Annotated in this window: 14 protein-coding genes; 12 read left to right on the forward strand and 2 right to left on the reverse strand. The window is 64.5% G+C overall.

All coding sequences use genetic code 11. The features are described from left to right. Window positions 1-58: 58 nt before the first annotated feature. From ELEN_RS03645 to ELEN_RS03680, 8 genes are all read left to right on the forward strand, one after another. Complete coding sequence (locus ELEN_RS03645) at window positions 59-1,693, forward strand: IS3 family transposase (RefSeq protein ID WP_009607906.1); 1,635 nt, start codon at window positions 59-61, stop codon at window positions 1,691-1,693. Window positions 1,694-1,839: 146 nt separating this feature from the next. Continuing rightward, on the forward strand, window positions 1,840-2,670 hold the full coding sequence (locus tag ELEN_RS03650; protein WP_009306436.1) for a J domain-containing protein: 831 nt from the start codon (window positions 1,840-1,842) through the stop codon (window positions 2,668-2,670). A 98-nt stretch (window positions 2,671-2,768) separates the two neighbouring features. Next, window positions 2,769-4,490, forward strand: a complete 1,722-nt coding sequence (locus tag ELEN_RS03655) for a lysylphosphatidylglycerol synthase transmembrane domain-containing protein (RefSeq protein ID WP_009607832.1) — start codon at window positions 2,769-2,771, stop codon at window positions 4,488-4,490. Beyond that, window positions 4,474-5,622, forward strand: coding sequence for an ATP-grasp domain-containing protein (locus ELEN_RS03660; protein WP_009306434.1), 1,149 nt, complete (start codon window positions 4,474-4,476; stop codon window positions 5,620-5,622). Before ELEN_RS03655 ends, ELEN_RS03660 begins: the two co-directional genes overlap by 17 nt. Window positions 5,623-5,654: 32 nt before the next feature. Beyond that, window positions 5,655-6,707 carry a lysylphosphatidylglycerol synthase transmembrane domain-containing protein gene (locus ELEN_RS03665; RefSeq protein WP_009306433.1) on the forward strand — a complete coding sequence of 351 codons (1,053 nt, stop codon included), beginning with the start codon at window positions 5,655-5,657 and terminating at the stop codon, window positions 6,705-6,707. Between the two features lie 144 nt (window positions 6,708-6,851). Then, window positions 6,852-8,327: an extracellular solute-binding protein gene (locus ELEN_RS03670; protein WP_009306432.1), complete on the forward strand. Its 1,476-nt coding sequence runs from the start codon at window positions 6,852-6,854 to the stop codon at window positions 8,325-8,327. Between the two features lie 47 nt (window positions 8,328-8,374). Beyond that, the gene (locus tag ELEN_RS03675) at window positions 8,375-11,392 is read left to right on the forward strand and encodes a bifunctional diguanylate cyclase/phosphodiesterase (protein WP_233946913.1); all 3,018 of its coding nucleotides are present in this window, start codon (window positions 8,375-8,377) and stop codon (window positions 11,390-11,392) included. A gap of 115 nt (window positions 11,393-11,507) precedes the next feature. Further along, window positions 11,508-11,930: a PaaI family thioesterase gene (locus ELEN_RS03680; protein ID WP_009607786.1), complete on the forward strand. Its 423-nt coding sequence runs from the start codon at window positions 11,508-11,510 to the stop codon at window positions 11,928-11,930. On the opposite strand, the gene ELEN_RS03685 is transcribed toward ELEN_RS03680, so the two are convergent. Beyond that, window positions 11,927-13,294 carry a sensor histidine kinase gene (locus ELEN_RS03685; RefSeq protein ID WP_015760119.1) on the reverse strand — a complete coding sequence of 456 codons (1,368 nt, stop codon included), beginning with the start codon at window positions 13,292-13,294 and terminating at the stop codon, window positions 11,927-11,929. The genes ELEN_RS03680 and ELEN_RS03685 overlap by 4 nt on opposite strands. Next, complete coding sequence (locus ELEN_RS03690) at window positions 13,287-13,967, reverse strand: response regulator transcription factor (RefSeq protein WP_009607858.1); 681 nt, start codon at window positions 13,965-13,967, stop codon at window positions 13,287-13,289. Before ELEN_RS03690 ends, ELEN_RS03685 begins: the two co-directional genes overlap by 8 nt. A gap of 178 nt (window positions 13,968-14,145) precedes the next feature. Here ELEN_RS03690 and ELEN_RS03695 point away from each other — a divergent pair, with 178 nt between their 5' ends. Genes ELEN_RS03695 through ELEN_RS03710 form a run of 4 tightly spaced genes read left to right on the forward strand, consistent with a single transcriptional unit; the run spans window position 14,146 to window position 17,180 of the window. Continuing rightward, window positions 14,146-14,352, forward strand: a complete 207-nt coding sequence (locus ELEN_RS03695) for a hypothetical protein (protein ID WP_009607783.1) — start codon at window positions 14,146-14,148, stop codon at window positions 14,350-14,352. Between the two features lie 48 nt (window positions 14,353-14,400). Then, window positions 14,401-15,330: an efflux RND transporter periplasmic adaptor subunit gene (locus ELEN_RS03700; protein ID WP_015760120.1), complete on the forward strand. Its 930-nt coding sequence runs from the start codon at window positions 14,401-14,403 to the stop codon at window positions 15,328-15,330. Between the two features lie 10 nt (window positions 15,331-15,340). Further along, window positions 15,341-16,027, forward strand: coding sequence for an ABC transporter ATP-binding protein (locus ELEN_RS03705; protein ID WP_009607838.1), 687 nt, complete (start codon window positions 15,341-15,343; stop codon window positions 16,025-16,027). Next, window positions 16,017-17,180 (forward strand): ABC transporter permease, encoded by a 1,164-nt coding sequence (locus ELEN_RS03710; RefSeq protein WP_015760121.1) that lies wholly within the window; start codon window positions 16,017-16,019, stop codon window positions 17,178-17,180. Before ELEN_RS03705 ends, ELEN_RS03710 begins: the two co-directional genes overlap by 11 nt. Window positions 17,181-17,277: the final 97 nt, after the last annotated feature.

Genomic DNA, 17,277 nt, shown 5'->3' on the forward strand with positions numbered 1-17,277 from the left:
CATGGGGGACCCCGGACGTTTTTCTGGACTGAATTTCGATGAGGAAAGAGGTCCGTGAATGGCTTACGGCAAAGAATACAAGGAGGAGGTCCTGAGCAGGTTCCACGCGAGCGGCATGTCGATGCGCGCGGCGTGCTCGAGCCTCGAGGGGTTCCCGTGCGCGGCGACGCTCTCGGCCTTCGCGCGCGAGGAGGGGGCCGGCCTCCTGCGCCCGCCCGCGCTCGCGGTGCCGGGCAGGTGCGAGGGCCGCCGGGCATGGGAGCCCTACCCCCTCGGGACGAAGCGGGAGGCGATGCGGCTCCTCGCGGGCGGCATGGAGCCGCGCTTCGTCGCCGGGCGCCTCGGGATCGCGAGCGCCGCCCCCGTCCGCCTGTGGGCCTCCAGGCTGGGGCGCCTCGACGGGCTCGACGGCCGGTCCCGTCCCGACGGCGAGCGCGAGCGCGGGGAAGCTGTTACGATGTTCGCGCGAGGGTCGTCCGTCTCCGAGATAGCCGGACGGATCGGCGCGGACAGGAGGACCGTGCGCCGCTGGCTGGACAAGGCCGGCGTCGAGCGGAAGCGCGCGACGAAGGGGAAGGGCGGCGAGGGCGTGGCGAAGGAAGAAGGCGGCGAGCGGGGCGAATGGTCCCGCGCATGGGGCGACCTCCCCGAAGGCGACCCCGTCGAGCGGGCGCGGCTGGCCGAGGTCAGGCTCGCGGAGGCGCTGGCGGTGTTGGACGTCCTAAAAGCACCAGGCCCGGGCTCTTTGAGCAATTCGGAGAAGCGCCGGGCGGGCGAGAGGGCGAGGGCGATGGCGGCGAGGGCGAGGGTCGATGACGTCCTGAGGGATTTCCGCATCGCCAGGAGCACGTACTTCTCGCAGGCGGCGATGGCGGCCAGGCCCGACAGGCACGCGGCCCTGCGGGCGCGCGTGCGCGCGGCCTTCGAGGGCTCGAAGGGCCGCTACGGGTCGCTGAGCGTGTGGGCGGCCCTGCGGCGGGGCGAGGGCGCGCCCGTGCGCGCCCGCGACCTCGCGCCCGGGGACATGGAGGCCCCCGTCGTCGTCTCCGAGAAGGTCGTGCGCCGGATCATGCGCGAGGAGGGGCTCGTCCCGGTCCAGGTCAAGGAGCGCCGGCGCCACAGCTCCTACGCGGGCGAGACCGACGAGCGCCCCGCGAACCTGCCGCTTCGAGAGGACGGGACGCACGGCTTCCGCGCCGACGCGCCGGGCAGGCTCGTCGTGACCGACGTGACCGAGTTCGACCTCGGCGGCCTCAAGGTCTACCTCTCCCCGATCATAGACTGCTTCGACGGCTGCCCGGTGGCGTGGCGGACGTCGACGCGCCCGGACGACGAGCTGACGGCGGGCTCGCTGGAGGACGCGCTCGGGCGCCTGGAGGAGGGCTGCGCCGTCCACACCGACGGCGGCGGCAACTACCGCTCCGCCAGATGGAAGGGCGTCTGCGAGGCCAACGGCCTCGTCAGGTCGATGTCGCGCAAGGCCAAGAGCCCCGACAACGCGAGGGCGGAGGGCTTCTTCGGGACGCTCAAGCAGGAGTTCTTCTACGCGAGGGACTGGAAGGGGACGACGAAGGGGAGCTTCGTGCGGGCCCTCGACGAGTACATCGTGTGGTATCGTGACGAGAAGATCAAGAGATCGCTCGGATGGAAGACGATAGCGGCCCATAGGGCGGCGCTCGCCGCAGCCGCGTAGGAGTCCAGAAAAACGTCCGTGCCCCCTGGGAACCGTTTTTCGCCCAACTTCCACGCCGGACGACGATGTTTCCGCGGCTTGTCGGGGCTTGTGGATGTTCTCTGACGGGATGATGGCGGGGGAGGGGCGGCGCGTATAGTGGGAACATGAAGAAATCCGAAGCGCTCAACATCCTGGGGCTCTCAGACGGCGCGACCGACGATGCGGTCAAACAGGCCCACCGCAAGCTGGTGATCGAGCACCATCCTGACAAGTTCGCGCTAGGATCGAAGGAGCGCGAGGAGGCGGAAGAGTTCACGAAGCGCATCAACGAAGCGCGTGACGTGCTGCTCAACCGTTCATGGACGCCCGAGTTCGATCCGCGCCGCGATCCTCGCCCCTACGCGAACAACCCGTACGCCCACCCCACGCAGAACCCTTACGGCGGCGCGGGTCAGGGTGGCGATCCTTTCGCGGGCTGGCCGTTCGGCCAGGCCCCTGGCCAAGGCCAGGGGCAGACCACCTACGTATGGACGTCGTGGGACGCGCCGCGCTCCGGCGGCTCCGGCGTGGGCAGCCAGCCGTTCGACCCTTTCGACCCGTTCGCGCCCTTCCGCGCAACGGCCGAGCCGCGCAAGACCCCGCAGGAAGCTCTCGACGAAGTCAAGCGCGACCTCGGGCGCGAAGGGCTCGTCATTGCGGGCAAGGTGGCGCTGTTGGCGGTGGCGGCGCTCGCGGGCACCGCGGCCACCGGGCTGTTCCTGTACGTGATGATCTCCATCGTATACGGCCTGTGGAAGCGCTTCGGCTCGTGCCTCATCGGTCTCATCGTGCCGCTCATGCTGCTGGGCGCGCCCTTTGTGTTCATCATCGCGCCCCGGCAGGGGGCCGTCACCGCAGGGCTGGCCGTGGCGTTCTTGTTCGCGGTGCTGTTCGACGTGGTGAACGTGCGCAACCTCCTGCGCGCCCTGCGCGTCGCGCGCCGGGCGACGTCCTAGCGGAGCCTCTGTGGCGGGACCGCCGCGTCCCGCTTGCAGCGCGCACCCTCATGCTATACTGAATCATTCCGTCATGGTTCGTCGAAAGGGGACGCTGGTTGAAGAAAGCGCTGCTGCTCGTCATCGGCATCGTCGCAGTGTGCTTTCTCATCGCGAACGCCGATTACCTGGCGAGCTTCCTCGCGACGCTCAAGACCGGCGCGCTCGTGCCGCTGGTCGTGGCTTGCGTGCTCATGCTGGCGCGCCACCTCGTGCAGGCGGCGTCCTACGACGCGGCCTTCGAGGCGGTCGGCCATAAGACGGGCTTCTGGCACAACGTCGTGCTCATCTTCTCGCTGGTGTTCATCAACACGTTCTGCCTGTTCTCGGGGGCGACGGGCGTGGCGTTCATCATCGACGACGCGCACCGCACGGGCGCGGACGCGGGCACGTCCACCAGCGGCGCTATCCTCTCGCAGATCGGCTACTTCGCCGCCATCCTCGTGATCTCCGTCATCGGCTTTCTCACCATGCTGCTGTCCGGCAGCATGAACACGCTGTTCCTCGTCGGGGGGCTGGCGTTGGCTGCGGTGCTGGCGGCGCTGTCCAGCATGTTCGTGGTGGGCTACCGCAAACCGCGCGTGCTGTTCCGCCTGTTCATCGGCATCGAGTCGCTCATCAACAAGGCGCTGGGGCTGCTGAAGAAGCATCTCAAGCCGGCCTGGGGGCGCAAGATGGCCAGCTCCTTCATCTCGTCGGCGGGCATCCTCGCGAAGAACCCGCAGGGCACCATGGTCACCGTGTCCTACGCGTCGTTCTCGGCCATCCTCAACATGGCGTGCCTCGTGGCCATCGGCTACGCGTTCGGCTTCGAGAACGTAGCCGCGCTCGTGGCGGCGTTCGCGGTGGCGGCCATCTCGGTCATCCTGAGCCCCACGCCTCAGGGCGTGGGCGTGGTGGAGGCGGCCATCGCCGCCATCCTCACGGCGCACGGATGCTCGCTGGCCACAGCCACGGCCATCGCGCTGGTGTACCGCGGTATCATGTTCTGGATCCCTTTCTGCATCGGCGCGCTGCTGCTGTCGCAGTCGGGGTTCTTCGCCGACAAGAAGAGCCCTACCGAGGAGAAGCGCGCGAAGGACACGGCTTGGGTTTCGGGCACCATCGTGCTCATCGTGGGACTCGTGAACATCGGCATGGCGTTGATTCCGCAGACGTTCAGGCCGTTCACCGCGCTCACGGATTGGATCAACATGGGCGGCCTGCTCATCGGTCCGTTCCTTATCGTGGGGAGCATCGTGCTCGTGGTGCTGGCCGTGGGACTCATCCTGCGCTTCCGTACGGCGTGGGCGCTCACGTTGGGCGTGCTCGTGCTGGTGGCTGGCGCGGAGTTCCTCTACGTGAACACCGTGCAGGTTGCCGTGGCGGCTCTGCTGCTGGTGATGTGGCTGTTCTGGAAGCGCGACGCGTTCGACCGTCCTATCGCTCCGCAAGACGACGCGCCGCGCCTCGTGCGCGAGTTCCGCGAGAACGTCGAGCGGTTCCGCGCTTGGCGCGCCAGGCGGGCTGCGGCGAAGGCAGCGGGTGAGCAGCCGCTCGCCGGCATCGGCAGCGCCATAGCCTCGCGCCGAGAAGAGGGCGGCGCGCGCTCACCTGCGAAAAGGAAAACGGGTTGGGAACAACGTGCCGAAAAAGGCGCGGAGATCATCCGCGAGGCTGGACATGAGGGTATACTGCCCTTTGGCGATGATGCCGAGCCAGCGCCCGCGGGGGCGGCAACGGCAGGCGTCGCCGATTCTGCAGCAATGAAGGAGGAGTCAAACCATGATCGTGCTCGATGAGCCCTACGTGTCCGAACCTCTGATCGCCTGGCTCGAGGAGTCCCAGCATCCCGTGCTGGACAACGCTTTCGCGCGTTCGATCGCCGACGGACGCGCTCTGAACCTCGTATCGTCCGACGAGGCGGTTCGCCGTATCGACGCAGGGGAGCGCGTGTACACGAACTCCGAGAACGCCCTGGCCTGGATCGTCGAGAGCGCCCACAACGAAAGCCTATCGCGCGCCATCGGCCTGTTCAAGGACAAGGCCGCCATGCGAGCTGCGCTGGCCGGCCTCGACCCCGACCTGTTCTTCAAATCCTGTTCGGTGGACGAGTTGTTCAAGCTCGATTTCTCCCAGCTTCCGGCACCTTTCGTGCTGAAGCCGTCGGTGGGTTTCTGCAGCATGGGCGTCTACGCCATCCAGAACCGCGAGGACTGGGAGCGCGCTCTGGCCGACATCCAGCAGAACGCCTCGTCGTGGCACGACATGTACCCCGAAAGCGTCATCGGCGCCGGGTCGTTCATTCTCGAAGGCTATCTTGAGGGCACCGAGTACGCGCTGGACGCGTACTTCGACGAGACGGGTCGCGCGCACATCCTCAATGTGCTGCGCCACGACTTCACCTCGCCTGAAGATACCTCCGATCGCATGTACGTGACCAGCGCCTCCATCGTGCGCGACACCTCCACGATGTTCGCCTCTTGGCTCGACCGCGTGAACGCGCTCATCGGCGCGCGGAACTTCCCCGTGCACGTGGAGGTGCGCGTGTCGGACGGGCATGTGAGCCCCATCGAGTTCAATCCGCTGCGGTTTGCGGGCCTTGGCGGCACCGACGTCAGCTGGTACGGCTACGGCTACCGCACCTACCAGGCGTTCCTCGAAGACGACGAGCCCGACTTCGATGCGGCGTTCGACGGCAAGACCGACAAGGTGTACTCCATGTCGCTGCTGAACGCGCCGGCCGATGCCTCGGGCGACGAAGACTTCGACTACGACGCGTTCCTCGGTCGATTCTCCCACGTGTTGGAGATGCGCCCCTTCGACGTGAAGCGCGTGGGCAACTACGGCTTCCTGTTCTTGGAGACGGATCCGTCCACGTCCGACGAGCTGGATTTCCTCATGCGCTCCGATCTTAAGGAGTTCCTCCGCTAAGGCGGAGGAGCGCACGGCGCACGGGCTGATCGGTGAAGAAACTCAACATTCGAAACCTGCTCATCGGACTGGTCATCGTCATCGTGCTGGCCGTGGTGCTGCTGCGCGGCGACCAGCTGGTCGAGCTCGTCGAGACCATCAAAAAAGGTGCCGTCATTCCGCTTATCGCGGCGGTGTGCACCCAGTTGGGCAAGTACTTCGCGCAAAGCTTCTCGTACTCGTACGCCTTCGAGGCCGTCGACGAGCACATGAATCCGCGCGAGACGCTGCCGCTCGTGTTCGGTACGTTCTTCGTGAACACTATCGCGCCCTCTCTCAACCTGGCAGGCACCACGCTCGTGGTGGACGATGCGCGCCGTCGCGGCATCGCGCCCGGCAAGGCTACGAGCGCTGCGTTGCTCATGCAGATCACCGTGGACTCGGGCTTCGCCACCATCATGCTCATCGCGTTCGGCATCTTGGCGGCCACGGTGGGTTTGTCGCCCTTGTGGTTTCTGTTGGGGCTGCTGGTTATAGCGCTGGTCAGCGCGATGGTGCTTATCCTCGTGCTGGGACGCAAGCGTCCGGCTCTCGTCCTGCGCGCCCTGCGTCCCATCGAACGGCTTGTCGACCGCGTCCTCGTGCGCTTCAAGAAAAAGCCCCTCGACCCCTGGGTCGAGCGCATCGTGGGCTCGTTTTCCGACGCTGCCGGCCTTATCGCGCATAACCCCAAGACAACGGCGAAGGCGTTCGGCTGCTCCATTGCGGCCAGCGCTTGCGAGCTGGCCTGTTTCAGCTTGGTGGGCGTGGCGTTCGGCGTGCATCAGCCCGAACCTCTCATCTGCGGCTACGTAGTCGCCACGTTGTTCGCCATGATCTCTATCACGCCGCAGGGCGTAGGCGTGGTGGAGGCTGCCGTGGTGGTGGCGTTCACGTCGTTCGGCGTGTCGGGCGCGGCGGGCCTGTCTATCGCGCTCGTGTACCGCGGCATCGTGTTCTGGATGCCGTTCCTCATCGGCGCCATCCTCATTCAAACCACCAAGACGTTCAAGCACGATGCGAAGCGGGCCGTGCGCGACCAGAAAGGCAAGGGCTTGCGCCGTTAAGCCCGAAGCCCGTCATCCGTTCGGCGCATTCAGCCTTCCTCCGCGGCCTCAATGGTAAATTGACGACGTTTCGGTGTGCTCCATGTTCTAGAATGGCAGGATGCATGCAGCGCGGCTCCGGCTGCCGTACGGAACGAGGGGACTATGAAAAAGAATGTCATAGGGCGCGCGGGCACGGCTTTCGCGCTTGTCGGCGCTTTGGCGCTTGCGGGTTGCTCGGGTTCTTCGGCGCCCTCGGAGGATGCGGTTTCGTCCGTGCTCGACCCGTCCGATCCGGTGCAGGTGGAGCTGTGGACCTATTACAACGGCACGCAGCAGCAGGCTTTCGAAGACCTCGTCAAGGACTTCAATGCGACGAAAGGCAAGGATCTCGGCATCGTGGTGACCAGCTCCAGCCAAGGCGGCGTCAACGACCTGGCCTCCGCCGTCACCGATTCCGCGCAGGAGCTTGTGGGTTCGGAGGCGATGCCCGACGCGTTCCTGTCGTATTCCGATACGGCGTCGGTCATAGACGGGTTCGGCATGGTGGCCGATCTGTCGGGCTACCTTACTGAAGAGGAGAAGGCCGGATTCGTGGAGGGCTTTCTGGAAGAGGGCGATCTGAACGGCAACGGCAGCCTCAAAGTGTTCCCGGTGGGCAAGTCCACCGAGACGCTGCAGATCAACATGACCGATTTCCAGACGTTCGCCGATGCCACCGGCACTTCGCTCGACGAGATGAGCACCATTGAGGGCATCGTGAGAGTCGCGGAGCGCTACTACGAGTGGACCGACGCGCAGACGCCGGGCGTCATGGGTGACGGCCGTCCGTTCTTCGGACGCGATGCTATGGCGAACTACCTGATCACAGGTTCAAAACAGCTGGGTCACGAGATTTTTGAAATTGAGAACGGCGTGTGCGCGCTGAACTTCGACCGCGCTACGATGAAGACGCTCTGGGACAACTACTACGTGCCCATGGTGCAGGGCTGGTTCTCGGCGGAGGGCAAGTTCCGTTCGGATGCGGTGAAGACGGGCGATCTCATCTGCTATGTGGGCTCATCGTCCTCGGTGGTGTACTTCCCGCAAACAGTGACGGTGGACGATGCCACGAGCTATCCTATCCAGTTGGACGCGTTGCCCAACCCGTCTTTCGAGCACGGCAAGCCGTGCTCGCCGCAGCAGGGCGCCGGGTTCGTGGTGACGAAGTCCGACGAGAAAAAGGAAACTGCGTGCGTCGAGTTCCTCAAGTGGTTCACCGCTAAAGAGCAGAACACCGACTTCTCGGTGAGCGCCGGCTACGTGCCGGTCACCAAGGATGCGCTGACGCTTGAGAACCTCCAGGCGGCGGCCGAGTCGATCGACGGCGCTTCGGGCAACTATCTGGTGAACCTGCCTGCCACGCTGGATACCATCGAGGCCGGTGTGTACGCGAACCCGCCGTTCAAAGGCGGCGTTGAGGCGCGCGCCGTCCTTGACCGCGCGCTGTCGGACAGGGCGGTGGCCGATCGTGCGGCGGTGGTCGAAGCAATGGCGGCGGGAGCATCGTCCGAAGAGGCTGTGGCTTCGTATCTCGACGACGCAGGGTTCGACGCTTGGCTCGCCGACCTGGAGACCCAGCTCAGGGAAGCGATCGCTTAATATTGAGGATGCGTTCCGGACAGAAGCGCACGGCTAGACGGCGAGGAGTGACGTTTCGAGCTCTCGTCGTTTTGCCGTTCTGCGTCGCGTTGGGAATCCAGGGCGTCGTCTGCGCTACCGTGCTCGCGCGCAGCGAGATACTCAAACAGATGGAGATCGACGCGTACGATCTGTTCTCGGAGCGCGTGGCGAGCCGTGCGGGTTATCTGGAAAACGATATGATATTCCGCTGGTCGGACTTCGATCCCGTGGTGGAAAGCGCGACCGCCAGCATTGACAAGGCGCTGGCCGCGGCTCAGGCAACGTCGGCGGATATCGAAACCGGGTCCGATCTGGCCATCTCCATAATCGAGGCGACTTCCCAAGACCTTCTGGCCTATTCTCATCGCGCCGAAGTCGACGGCGTGTTCCTCGTGCTGGCTGACGGCGCAGAAGGACAATCGGACAATCGGACGGCGCTGTACATCCGCGACTCGAACCCCAAGGTGGAGGTTGCCAACGGTTCCGATCTCATGTTGGCCGCCTGCCCCATCAGCATCGGGCGACAGCTGGGCGTCACCCTCGACAGCATGTGGTCCGCCACGTTCCCCTTGGCAGCCGAGGGTGAAAGCCGGAGCGCATTCTATTACGAGCCCGTGCGCGCTGCCGAGCGCTACCCTGAGGCCAGCACGAACGATCTGGGTTACTGGGGCCGTCCGGTCGACTTCGGATGGGCGGGAACCCCTTCCATTACGTACAGCAAGCCTATCAGGGATGCGCAGGGGGGCATCGTGGGCGTCATAGGCGTGGAAGTGCGCCTCGACCGCGTTGCATCCTTCTTCCCGTATCGCGATCTCGCCAGCAGCGGCAACGGTTCGTACGTGCTGGCCATCACGAACGAGGACGGCGGCTTCGTCCGAGACGGCGGCGTGGCGCCGCTGCCGGACAAGGAGCGGGTGTACGAGGCGCTTACCACCACCGGCGCATCGCAGAGCCTGTACCTGAAGGAGTCTGCGTTCTCCGCGTCGATCGACGGCGCCGGACGCATGGTGGTAGATCCGGCGGACGACGCTTCCTCCGACGCGCGAGCCGTCGCCAGTGCAGCCGAGATCCAGCTCTACGACAGCACGTCCCCGTTCGCGTACGAGCATTGGGCGCTCGTCGGGCTTGAGCGCGAAGGCGAGATGTTCTCCGCATCGAAGACGCTGTCCGACAACCTCACCGCCGTGTTCGCCGCATCGCTCGTGGTGGGCTTGCTGATTGCCGTCGTCGCTGCGTGGCTGTCGTCCTCACGTTTGCGGCATCTCATGTCCGAGGTGCGCGCGGCGCAGCCCGAGCAGCCTATTGCGTTCACTCCCACGGGCATCGTGGAGGTCGACGAGCTGTCCGAGGCCATCGAGTCGATGGGGGAGGAAGTGGCCATGACCGCATCGCGCCTATCGCGCATCCTGCGCCTGTCCGACCGCGGCATCGGCGCCTTCGAGTACAGCTACGAAACAGATGCCATCACCTTTACCGACGGGTTCTTCGCCACGTTGTCGACGCTGGAACCTCCTGATCCCTCGTACTTCGATCCGCAGCGCATTGCGACGGGGTCGTTGAGCGCGAGCGAGTTCGAGAGCCTTATGAAATGGTACGTTCCCTACATCGAGGTGGAGGAAGAGGGCCGCTACCTCTTCACGGGCCCGCATCGAACCTCGTGGGTTCGTCTCGTGGTGGTGGAAAGCGGCGAGCACAACCGCGTGCTCGGCCTCGTGGAGGACGTGACGCATGAGATCGAGACGCGTCGCCGCATCGAGCATGAGCGCGACCATGACATCCTCACCGGGCTGTTCAACCGCCGTGCATTCGAGCAGGAGGTTACCGACCTGCTCGCGCAACGCCCGCCTGCGCTGGGAGCGATGCTGATGCTCGACCTCGACAACCTCAAGTTCATCAACGATATCTACGGGCACGATTGGGGCGATCAGTACATCAAGGCGGCGGGCCGCGTGGTGGACGAGGCGTTCAGGGACAAGGGATTCTACTCGCGCATCTCCGGTGACGAGTTCCTCGTGTTCGTCGACGTATGCCCCGATCGCGCATCGGTGGAAGACCTTTTCGCCACGTTCCGCGCCATGCTCGATGCCAGCTCCATCGTGGCGCCCGACGGAAAGACGCTCAAGGTGCGCGCGTCCATGGGCGCAGCGTTCTATCCGGAGGATGCGACGGACTTCGCTCACCTGCGCGAATACGCCGACTTCGCCATGTACCTGGCGAAGAGCAGCCGCAAGGGGGATCTGTTCTCGTTCGATCGGCAAAGCTACGAAGAGAAGTCGTTCATCGTCAACAACAAGGAGGACTTGAACCGCTTGCTGGAGGAGGGTCTCGTCGAGTATCACTTCCAACCCATCGTCGACCTGCGTGCGGGCGAGCCGGTGGCGTACGAAGCGCTCATGCGCTCGCAGTTGGACACCATTCCGACGCCCGACCAGGTTCTGGCGCTGGCGCGCTCGCAGTCGAAGCTCTACCGTGTGGAACACCTCACGTTTTTCGGCGCGCTCGAGGCGTTCTCCCGTTATCCCGAGGCGCATGGGGCCACTCTGTTCGTGAACAGCATCGCTACGCAGCGCTTGTCGTCCGACGACGAGCTCGTACTGAACGAGCGCTATCCGGACCTGCTCAAGCGCCTCGTCATCGAGATCACCGAGAGCGACTACAGCCGCGAGATGGCGTTGTACAAAGAGGCGCTGGCGCGGCGCTTCGGCGCGCGTCTCGCCATCGACGACTTCGGCAGCGGCAACAACGGCGAGACGTCGCTTTTGGACTACCACGTGGACTTCGTGAAGATCGACATGGAGATCGTCCGCGACATCGACGTGGCGAAAGACCATCAAGACATCGCCCGCAACCTGATCGGGTACGCGCATGATCGCAGCATCCGCGTGATCGCGGAAGGAGTGGAGACCGAGGCCGAGCTGCGAGCGTTGCGCGAATTGGGCGCCGATTACGTGCAGGGCTACCTCACCGGGCGGCCTGCTCCTGAGCCGCGCGATGTCGACGACGAGGTCAAGCGCCTCATCCGCAGCCTGAACGACGCGCGATAGGGGAGGGACGGCAGCGCGGGTCTGTCCGGTGCCGCGATGGCGCGCTGCGGGTATACTTGACGAAAAACCGCACGGAGGCCGCGACGATGCGGCCTCGTTAACGAAGGAGGCTTCCATGGCGTTGACCGATACGCTGCGCATCGAGACCGTTTCCGCCGACAAGCGCCACGTCGAGGCGACGATGCCCATCGTGCCCGAGGTTTTCCAGCCGCACGGCTACCTGCACGGCGGCGCCACCATCGCGCTGCTGGAAACGGTGGCAAGCATCGGCACCGAGCAGAACACGGATTTCGACAAGGAGCGTCCCTTCGGCATCGACGTGCAGGTTCGCCATCGTAAAAGCGGCAAGGAGGGCACGCTGCGCGGCGTGGCCGACCTCGACCGCGAGGAGGTGTCGGAGCGCACGGGGGCCGTCAAGCAGTACTGGAACGTGGCGGCGTACGACGATGCGGGCGACGTGGTGTCGGACGGCGTGATCATGACGAAGATCGTATCGCTCGCCCGCCTCGCCCAGAAGGAGCAGGAGCGGACGTCTTAGAGCGAATCGACTCTTTTAGACGCGTTTGCGGGCAGCGTGACGACGACCGTGCCGCGCGGTTCGTTGGGTTCGAGGGCGATGGAGCCGCCGTGTGCTTCCACGATGTGTTGCGCGAGCGAGAGCCCCAGCCCGTAGCCGCCCGTCTCGCGCGAGCGGGCCTTGTCGGCGCGATAGAACCGCTCGAATACGTGCGCGCGGTCTTCGGGGTCTATGCCGCAGCCCGTGTCGGCCACCTCGACGACGCACTGTTTCGGTCCCGATGCGCGCGTGCGCACGGTTATCTCGTCGCCGGGCGCGGTGTACTTGAGCGCGTTGTCCAGCACGATGCCCAGCAGCTGCCGCAACTTGTCGGCATCGGCCTCTATCGTTTCGCGCGAGCCCGTTTCCACTTCGAGGCGCTTATCTTGGAGCGTGGCGAAGTCTTCGTAAGCTGCGCACGCTTCGCGTACGAGCGCGTCGAGGTTCACCGCGCTCGCATCGAGCGACGAGCGCCCGGCATCGCCCAGCGACAGCTCCATGAGGTTGTCCACCAGCCGCGCGAGACGCTTCGTCTCCGAGGTGATGGCGTTCACGTCCTCGAAGCGGTCGACGATGCGGCTATTGGGGCTGTCCAGCAGCAGCTCGCCGGTGGTCTGGATCACGGCGAGCGGCGTGCGCAGCTCGTGCGAGGCGTTCTGCACGAATTCCGTCTGCGCGCGCATGTTCGCCACGATGGGCTTGAGCGTGCGCCGCGAAAGCAAGTAGCTTGCGCCCGCTGCCACGACGACGGCTGCCGCCAAGTAGACGATCAACGTGCGCGTGAAGCCGTCTAGAATGGCGATCTCCGAGTCGACGTTCACCAGCGTCTGAAGATACGTGGTCTCGCCTTCGTCGCTTGCCGCATACGTGATGCCGCGGTACTCGTGACCCCCCGCGGCAATCTGGTAGACGCGTTCGAGGTCGTTCTTGTCGAAGGGGATATGGCGCAGGAAGGAAGGATAGGAGGCGTACAGCCCCACGGTCTCGAGAAGGTCGCCCTGCTCGTTTCGTATGAGCGTGATGAACTGCGGATCGGCGTCCACGATGCTCTGCTGAAGCGTGAGGGAGAGGTCGTCGATCGCCGTGGCGTCGGAGGGGGCGGCGCCGTCGGGCTCTTCTACCACGACGTCGTCGACGATCGCGGATCCGCTGCCGGCGGCATCGAGGGTTATGTAATCCGATTCCATGCCAATGGCCTGCAGGTTTTCGTCGGCGTTTCGGTAGATATTCGAGCTCACCATGGAGTAGACGCCTGCGCCCAGTAGCGCGAACAGCAAAGCGAACACGAAGAACAGCAGCGCCGTCTGCCGAACCAGCTCTCGGTGGATCAGCGCGCGCTCAGTCATGATCGTCCTCCGTGAACAGGTAGCCTGCTCCGCGGATGGTCTTGATGTAGCGATCGTAGCCGGTCGGAGCCAGCGCTTTGCGCAGCGCGCTCACGTACACCTCCACGACGTTCGAGGACGTGTCCGACATGAATCCCCATATCTTGTCGAACAACCGCTCTTTCGAGATGAGACTGCCCTGGTGGCTGACCAGGTATTCGAGAATGTCGTACTGCTTGCCTTTCAGAGCGAGGGGCTCGTCTGCGATGAAGGCCTGCCGGGTTCGCGTGTGCAGCGCAAGCTCCTTGAACGCAACGATGCCCACGTCGCGCCGGCCCGTCGTGCGGCGCAGGATGGCCTCGATGCGGGCGAGCAGCTCGTCCCGGTCGAAGGGCTTTGCGAGATAGTCGTCGGCTCCCGAGCGCAGTCCGCGAAGCTTGTCGGCGGTCGCGCTCCGAGCCGTCAGCATGAGCACGGGCGTGTCCACGCCTTGTGCGCGCAAGGCTTCCAGCACCGAGAAGCCGTCGCGTTCGGGCAGCATCACGTCGAGCACGACGAGGTCGTACACGTCCTGAGCGGCGTAGAACAGGCCTTCTTCGCCGTCGAACGCCTGGTCGACGGCGTAAGCGTCCCGCAGGCTGCGGGCTAGGGCGTTTGAGAGGAGTCGGTCGTCCTCCACGATCAGCAGTTTCATGCGGTCATTCTAGCACGCGCAACCTGAAACGATCCTGAAACCGACCCCCTCGGCAAGCTTCGGCGGGGAGACGCGAAAAACATCGCCGCGGTTCAGGAAGTTTTAAGGCGGCTTTCGTTAGACTGGCCGCCGGAAGATATCGAGACGACGCGCAGAAGTGCGCAGTGAGGAGTCGACGATGGGGTCGAAAGGGTTCAAGGTGCTCGTCGGAGTGCTGGTTGCGGTTATCGTCGTGCTGGGAGGTTTGCTGGTTGCCAAGAACCTGCTTCCCGAAGCGGGAGGAACCGATGCGCCGGAGACTGTGAAAACCCGAAACGAAGCCACGGCTCAGGACGTCATAGCGGAGCCGACGCCCTCGGTCGAGGGCGAGACGTACGTTCCCTGATCGACATCGGCAATCCTGGCATCGCGAACTATAGAAAGGAACGCAATTGTGAAAAGCATAGTAGGCAAGTCCGTGACCGTCGTGCTTCTGCTGGCCGTTGCGAGCGGGCTGGCCGCTTGGCTCGTGTTCGGCGACAAGATATCGGCGGCGCTTTCCGGTGAGCCTCAGACCGTTTCGCCGCTGACCGCTCCCGTGGAGCGAGGATCCGTGCAGCAGACCGTCACCGGCGTTGGCGAGGTGAAGCCGCTGGAAACCGTGAAGCTCAGGCCTGCGGACAGCTGGCATTGGCTGCAATCGTTCGACGCGCCGCTTAACAAGCGCGTTGCTGCAGACGAGACGCTGGTGACCTACGCCAACGGCGAGAAGTGGGCGGCTCCGTACGACCTCGTGGTCACCTCGCGCGAGCTTCCGGAGAAAAACAAAGGCGCCGTGACGAAGGACGACCACTATATCGAGGTGCAGCGCATCGACACGGTGTCGGTCACCATGGAGGTTTCCGAGAAGGATCTGGGGCTTTTGTCCGAAGGGCAAAGCGTGAAGGTGAAGCTGGGATCCGATAACGGCCGCGAGTACGACGGAACCATCTCCAACATCAACGAGGTGGGTACGTACGGCGCGACGGGCTCCAAGTTCACGGTCACGGTCAAAGTGCCCAACGACGGCAGCATCAAGCTGGGGATGTCGGCCAACCTGTCCATCACCGTTGCGGAAGCCTCCGACGTGCTCACGGTGCCGGTGAGCGCCGTGATCGGCGCGGGCGACGACAAGTTCGTCCAGGTGTACGATCTCGCATCCGGCGAGCAGCGTGCGGAGCCGGTGACCACGGGCATATCCAACGGCACCATGGTCGAGGTGTCGGGCGAGGGTCTGAAGGAAGGCGATCTCGTGGTTCTCAACGAGGCAGAGCCTGCGGGCGGCGGCTTCTCGGAAGGCGATGCCGAAGAGGGGCCTATAACCGTGACTCCGGTGTTAGAGTAGGCGGTCGGCGATGATCCTCTTGGAGAGCGTTTCCAAAACCTACGAGATGGGCGAAGGGGTCGTTCGCGCCCTCGATCATGTGGATCTTCAAGTCGACCAAGGCGATTTCCTCGCTATCGTGGGGCCGTCCGGATCTGGCAAGTCGACGCTGATGAACATCCTCGGGCTGCTCGACGTGCCCGACGAGGGTCGCTACCTGCTCGACGGCATGGATGTCGGGGCTTTGTCCGACAATCGGCTAGCCTCCATCCGCAACGAAAAGATAGGGTTCGTGTTCCAAAGCTTTAATCTGCTGGGCAAGCTCACGGCGCTCGAGAACGTGAAGCTGCCGCTGAGCTATGCCGGGGTACGCCTGAAAGAGGCCGACGCCCGTGCCCGCAAGCAGCTCGCGCTCGTGGGTCTCGAAGGGCGCGAGCACCACCTGCCGAACCAGCTGTCCGGAGGCCAGCAGCAGCGCGTGGCCATCGCCCGTGCGTTGGTGTGCGAGCCGGAGATCATCCTGGCCGACGAGCCCACCGGCGCGCTCGATTCGCGCACCGGCGTGGAGATCATGGAGCTGTTCAAGAGCCTGCACGCCGAGGGCCAGACGGTTATCCTCATCACGCACAACCAGGAGCTCGCCGACGAGGCGCAGCGTGTTGTGCGCATTGCTGACGGCTTGATACAGGAAATGGAAAGGGGTTCGCATGCGGTATAGTCAATTGGCGCGAACTGCCGTTCAGGCTGTGTTCGGCAACGGGTTGCGCTCGGCTCTGACCATGCTGGGTCTCGTCATCGGCATTTCGTCGGTCATCATCCTCGTGGGCATCGGCGACGGGACGAACCGGCAGGTGAGCGAAAAGATGAAAGCTCTCGGCGGAGACGCGCTGTCGGCTTACCTGTTCGACGGCGACATGGGCTACAACGACCTTTCGGGCATGAACGACCTCGGTGCCGTGGATGGCGTGGCGCCCTCGAAGTCCCTGATGAATAAGCTTTCGGTGGGCACGACGGTTGCTAACAAGGCGTTCGTGGAGGCCACCGACGAGCACTACCTGCACGTGCGCAACCTCAAATTGCAGGAAGGCCGCAACTTGAGCGCTGTCGACCGGGAGAATCGTAGCAAGGTCATCGTGCTGGGCTCCGATGTGGCGAGGACGCTGCTTGGCTCGGCCGACGGCGCGGTCGGCCGTACCGTCAAGCTCGACGGCGATGAGTTCACCGTGGTCGGCGTGCTGCAGAACCAGGGCCAGTCGATGGGGCTCAATACGGGCAACGTTGCTCTCGTTCCCTTCTCTACTGCCGTGAGCATGGGGGAGAGCGGCACGATCACTTCTTTCTACGCGAAAGCGCGCGGCGAGGACGCCATCGAGGCGGCGAAAGGGGAGATAGGCTCGTACCTCACGGGCACGGCGCATATTCCCCCCGGACGTTTCGACATCATCTCCCAGGACGAGATGCTGCGGGCCGGCAACGAGATCGACGGCACCATGACTTTGCTGTTGGCGGGCATCGCGGGCATATCGCTTGTGGTTGCGGGCATCGGCGTGATGAACGTGATGCTGGTGTCGGTGACCGAGCGCACCCGCGAAATCGGCATCAAGAAAGCTCTGGGCGCGCGCCGCTTCGACATCCTCGTGCAGTTTCTGCTCGAAGCCCTCGTGCTCAGCATCATCGGAGGCGTTCTGGGCATCGCGGCGGGCATCGCGCTGGGACTGCTCATGGGCACCGTGGGGCTGGCGTTCGTGGTGTCGTGGGGCGTGGTGGCGGTTGCCGTTGCAGCAGCCACGGCCATCGGCCTGGTGTTCGGCATCTTCCCCGCCTACCGGGCGTCCCGCAAGAACCCCATCGAGGCTTTGCGCACCGAATAAGCTGCGCCGCCCGATCGCTTACAAGTCGCCGCGCCTCGCAAGAACGGTCCTGCCGCAGCATGCTGCAGGACCGTTCGCGTTTAGGAATTCGAACATG

This window comes from Eggerthella lenta DSM 2243, assembly GCF_000024265.1.
In the GTDB taxonomy this organism is placed as follows: Bacteria; Actinomycetota; Coriobacteriia; order Coriobacteriales; family Eggerthellaceae; genus Eggerthella; species Eggerthella lenta.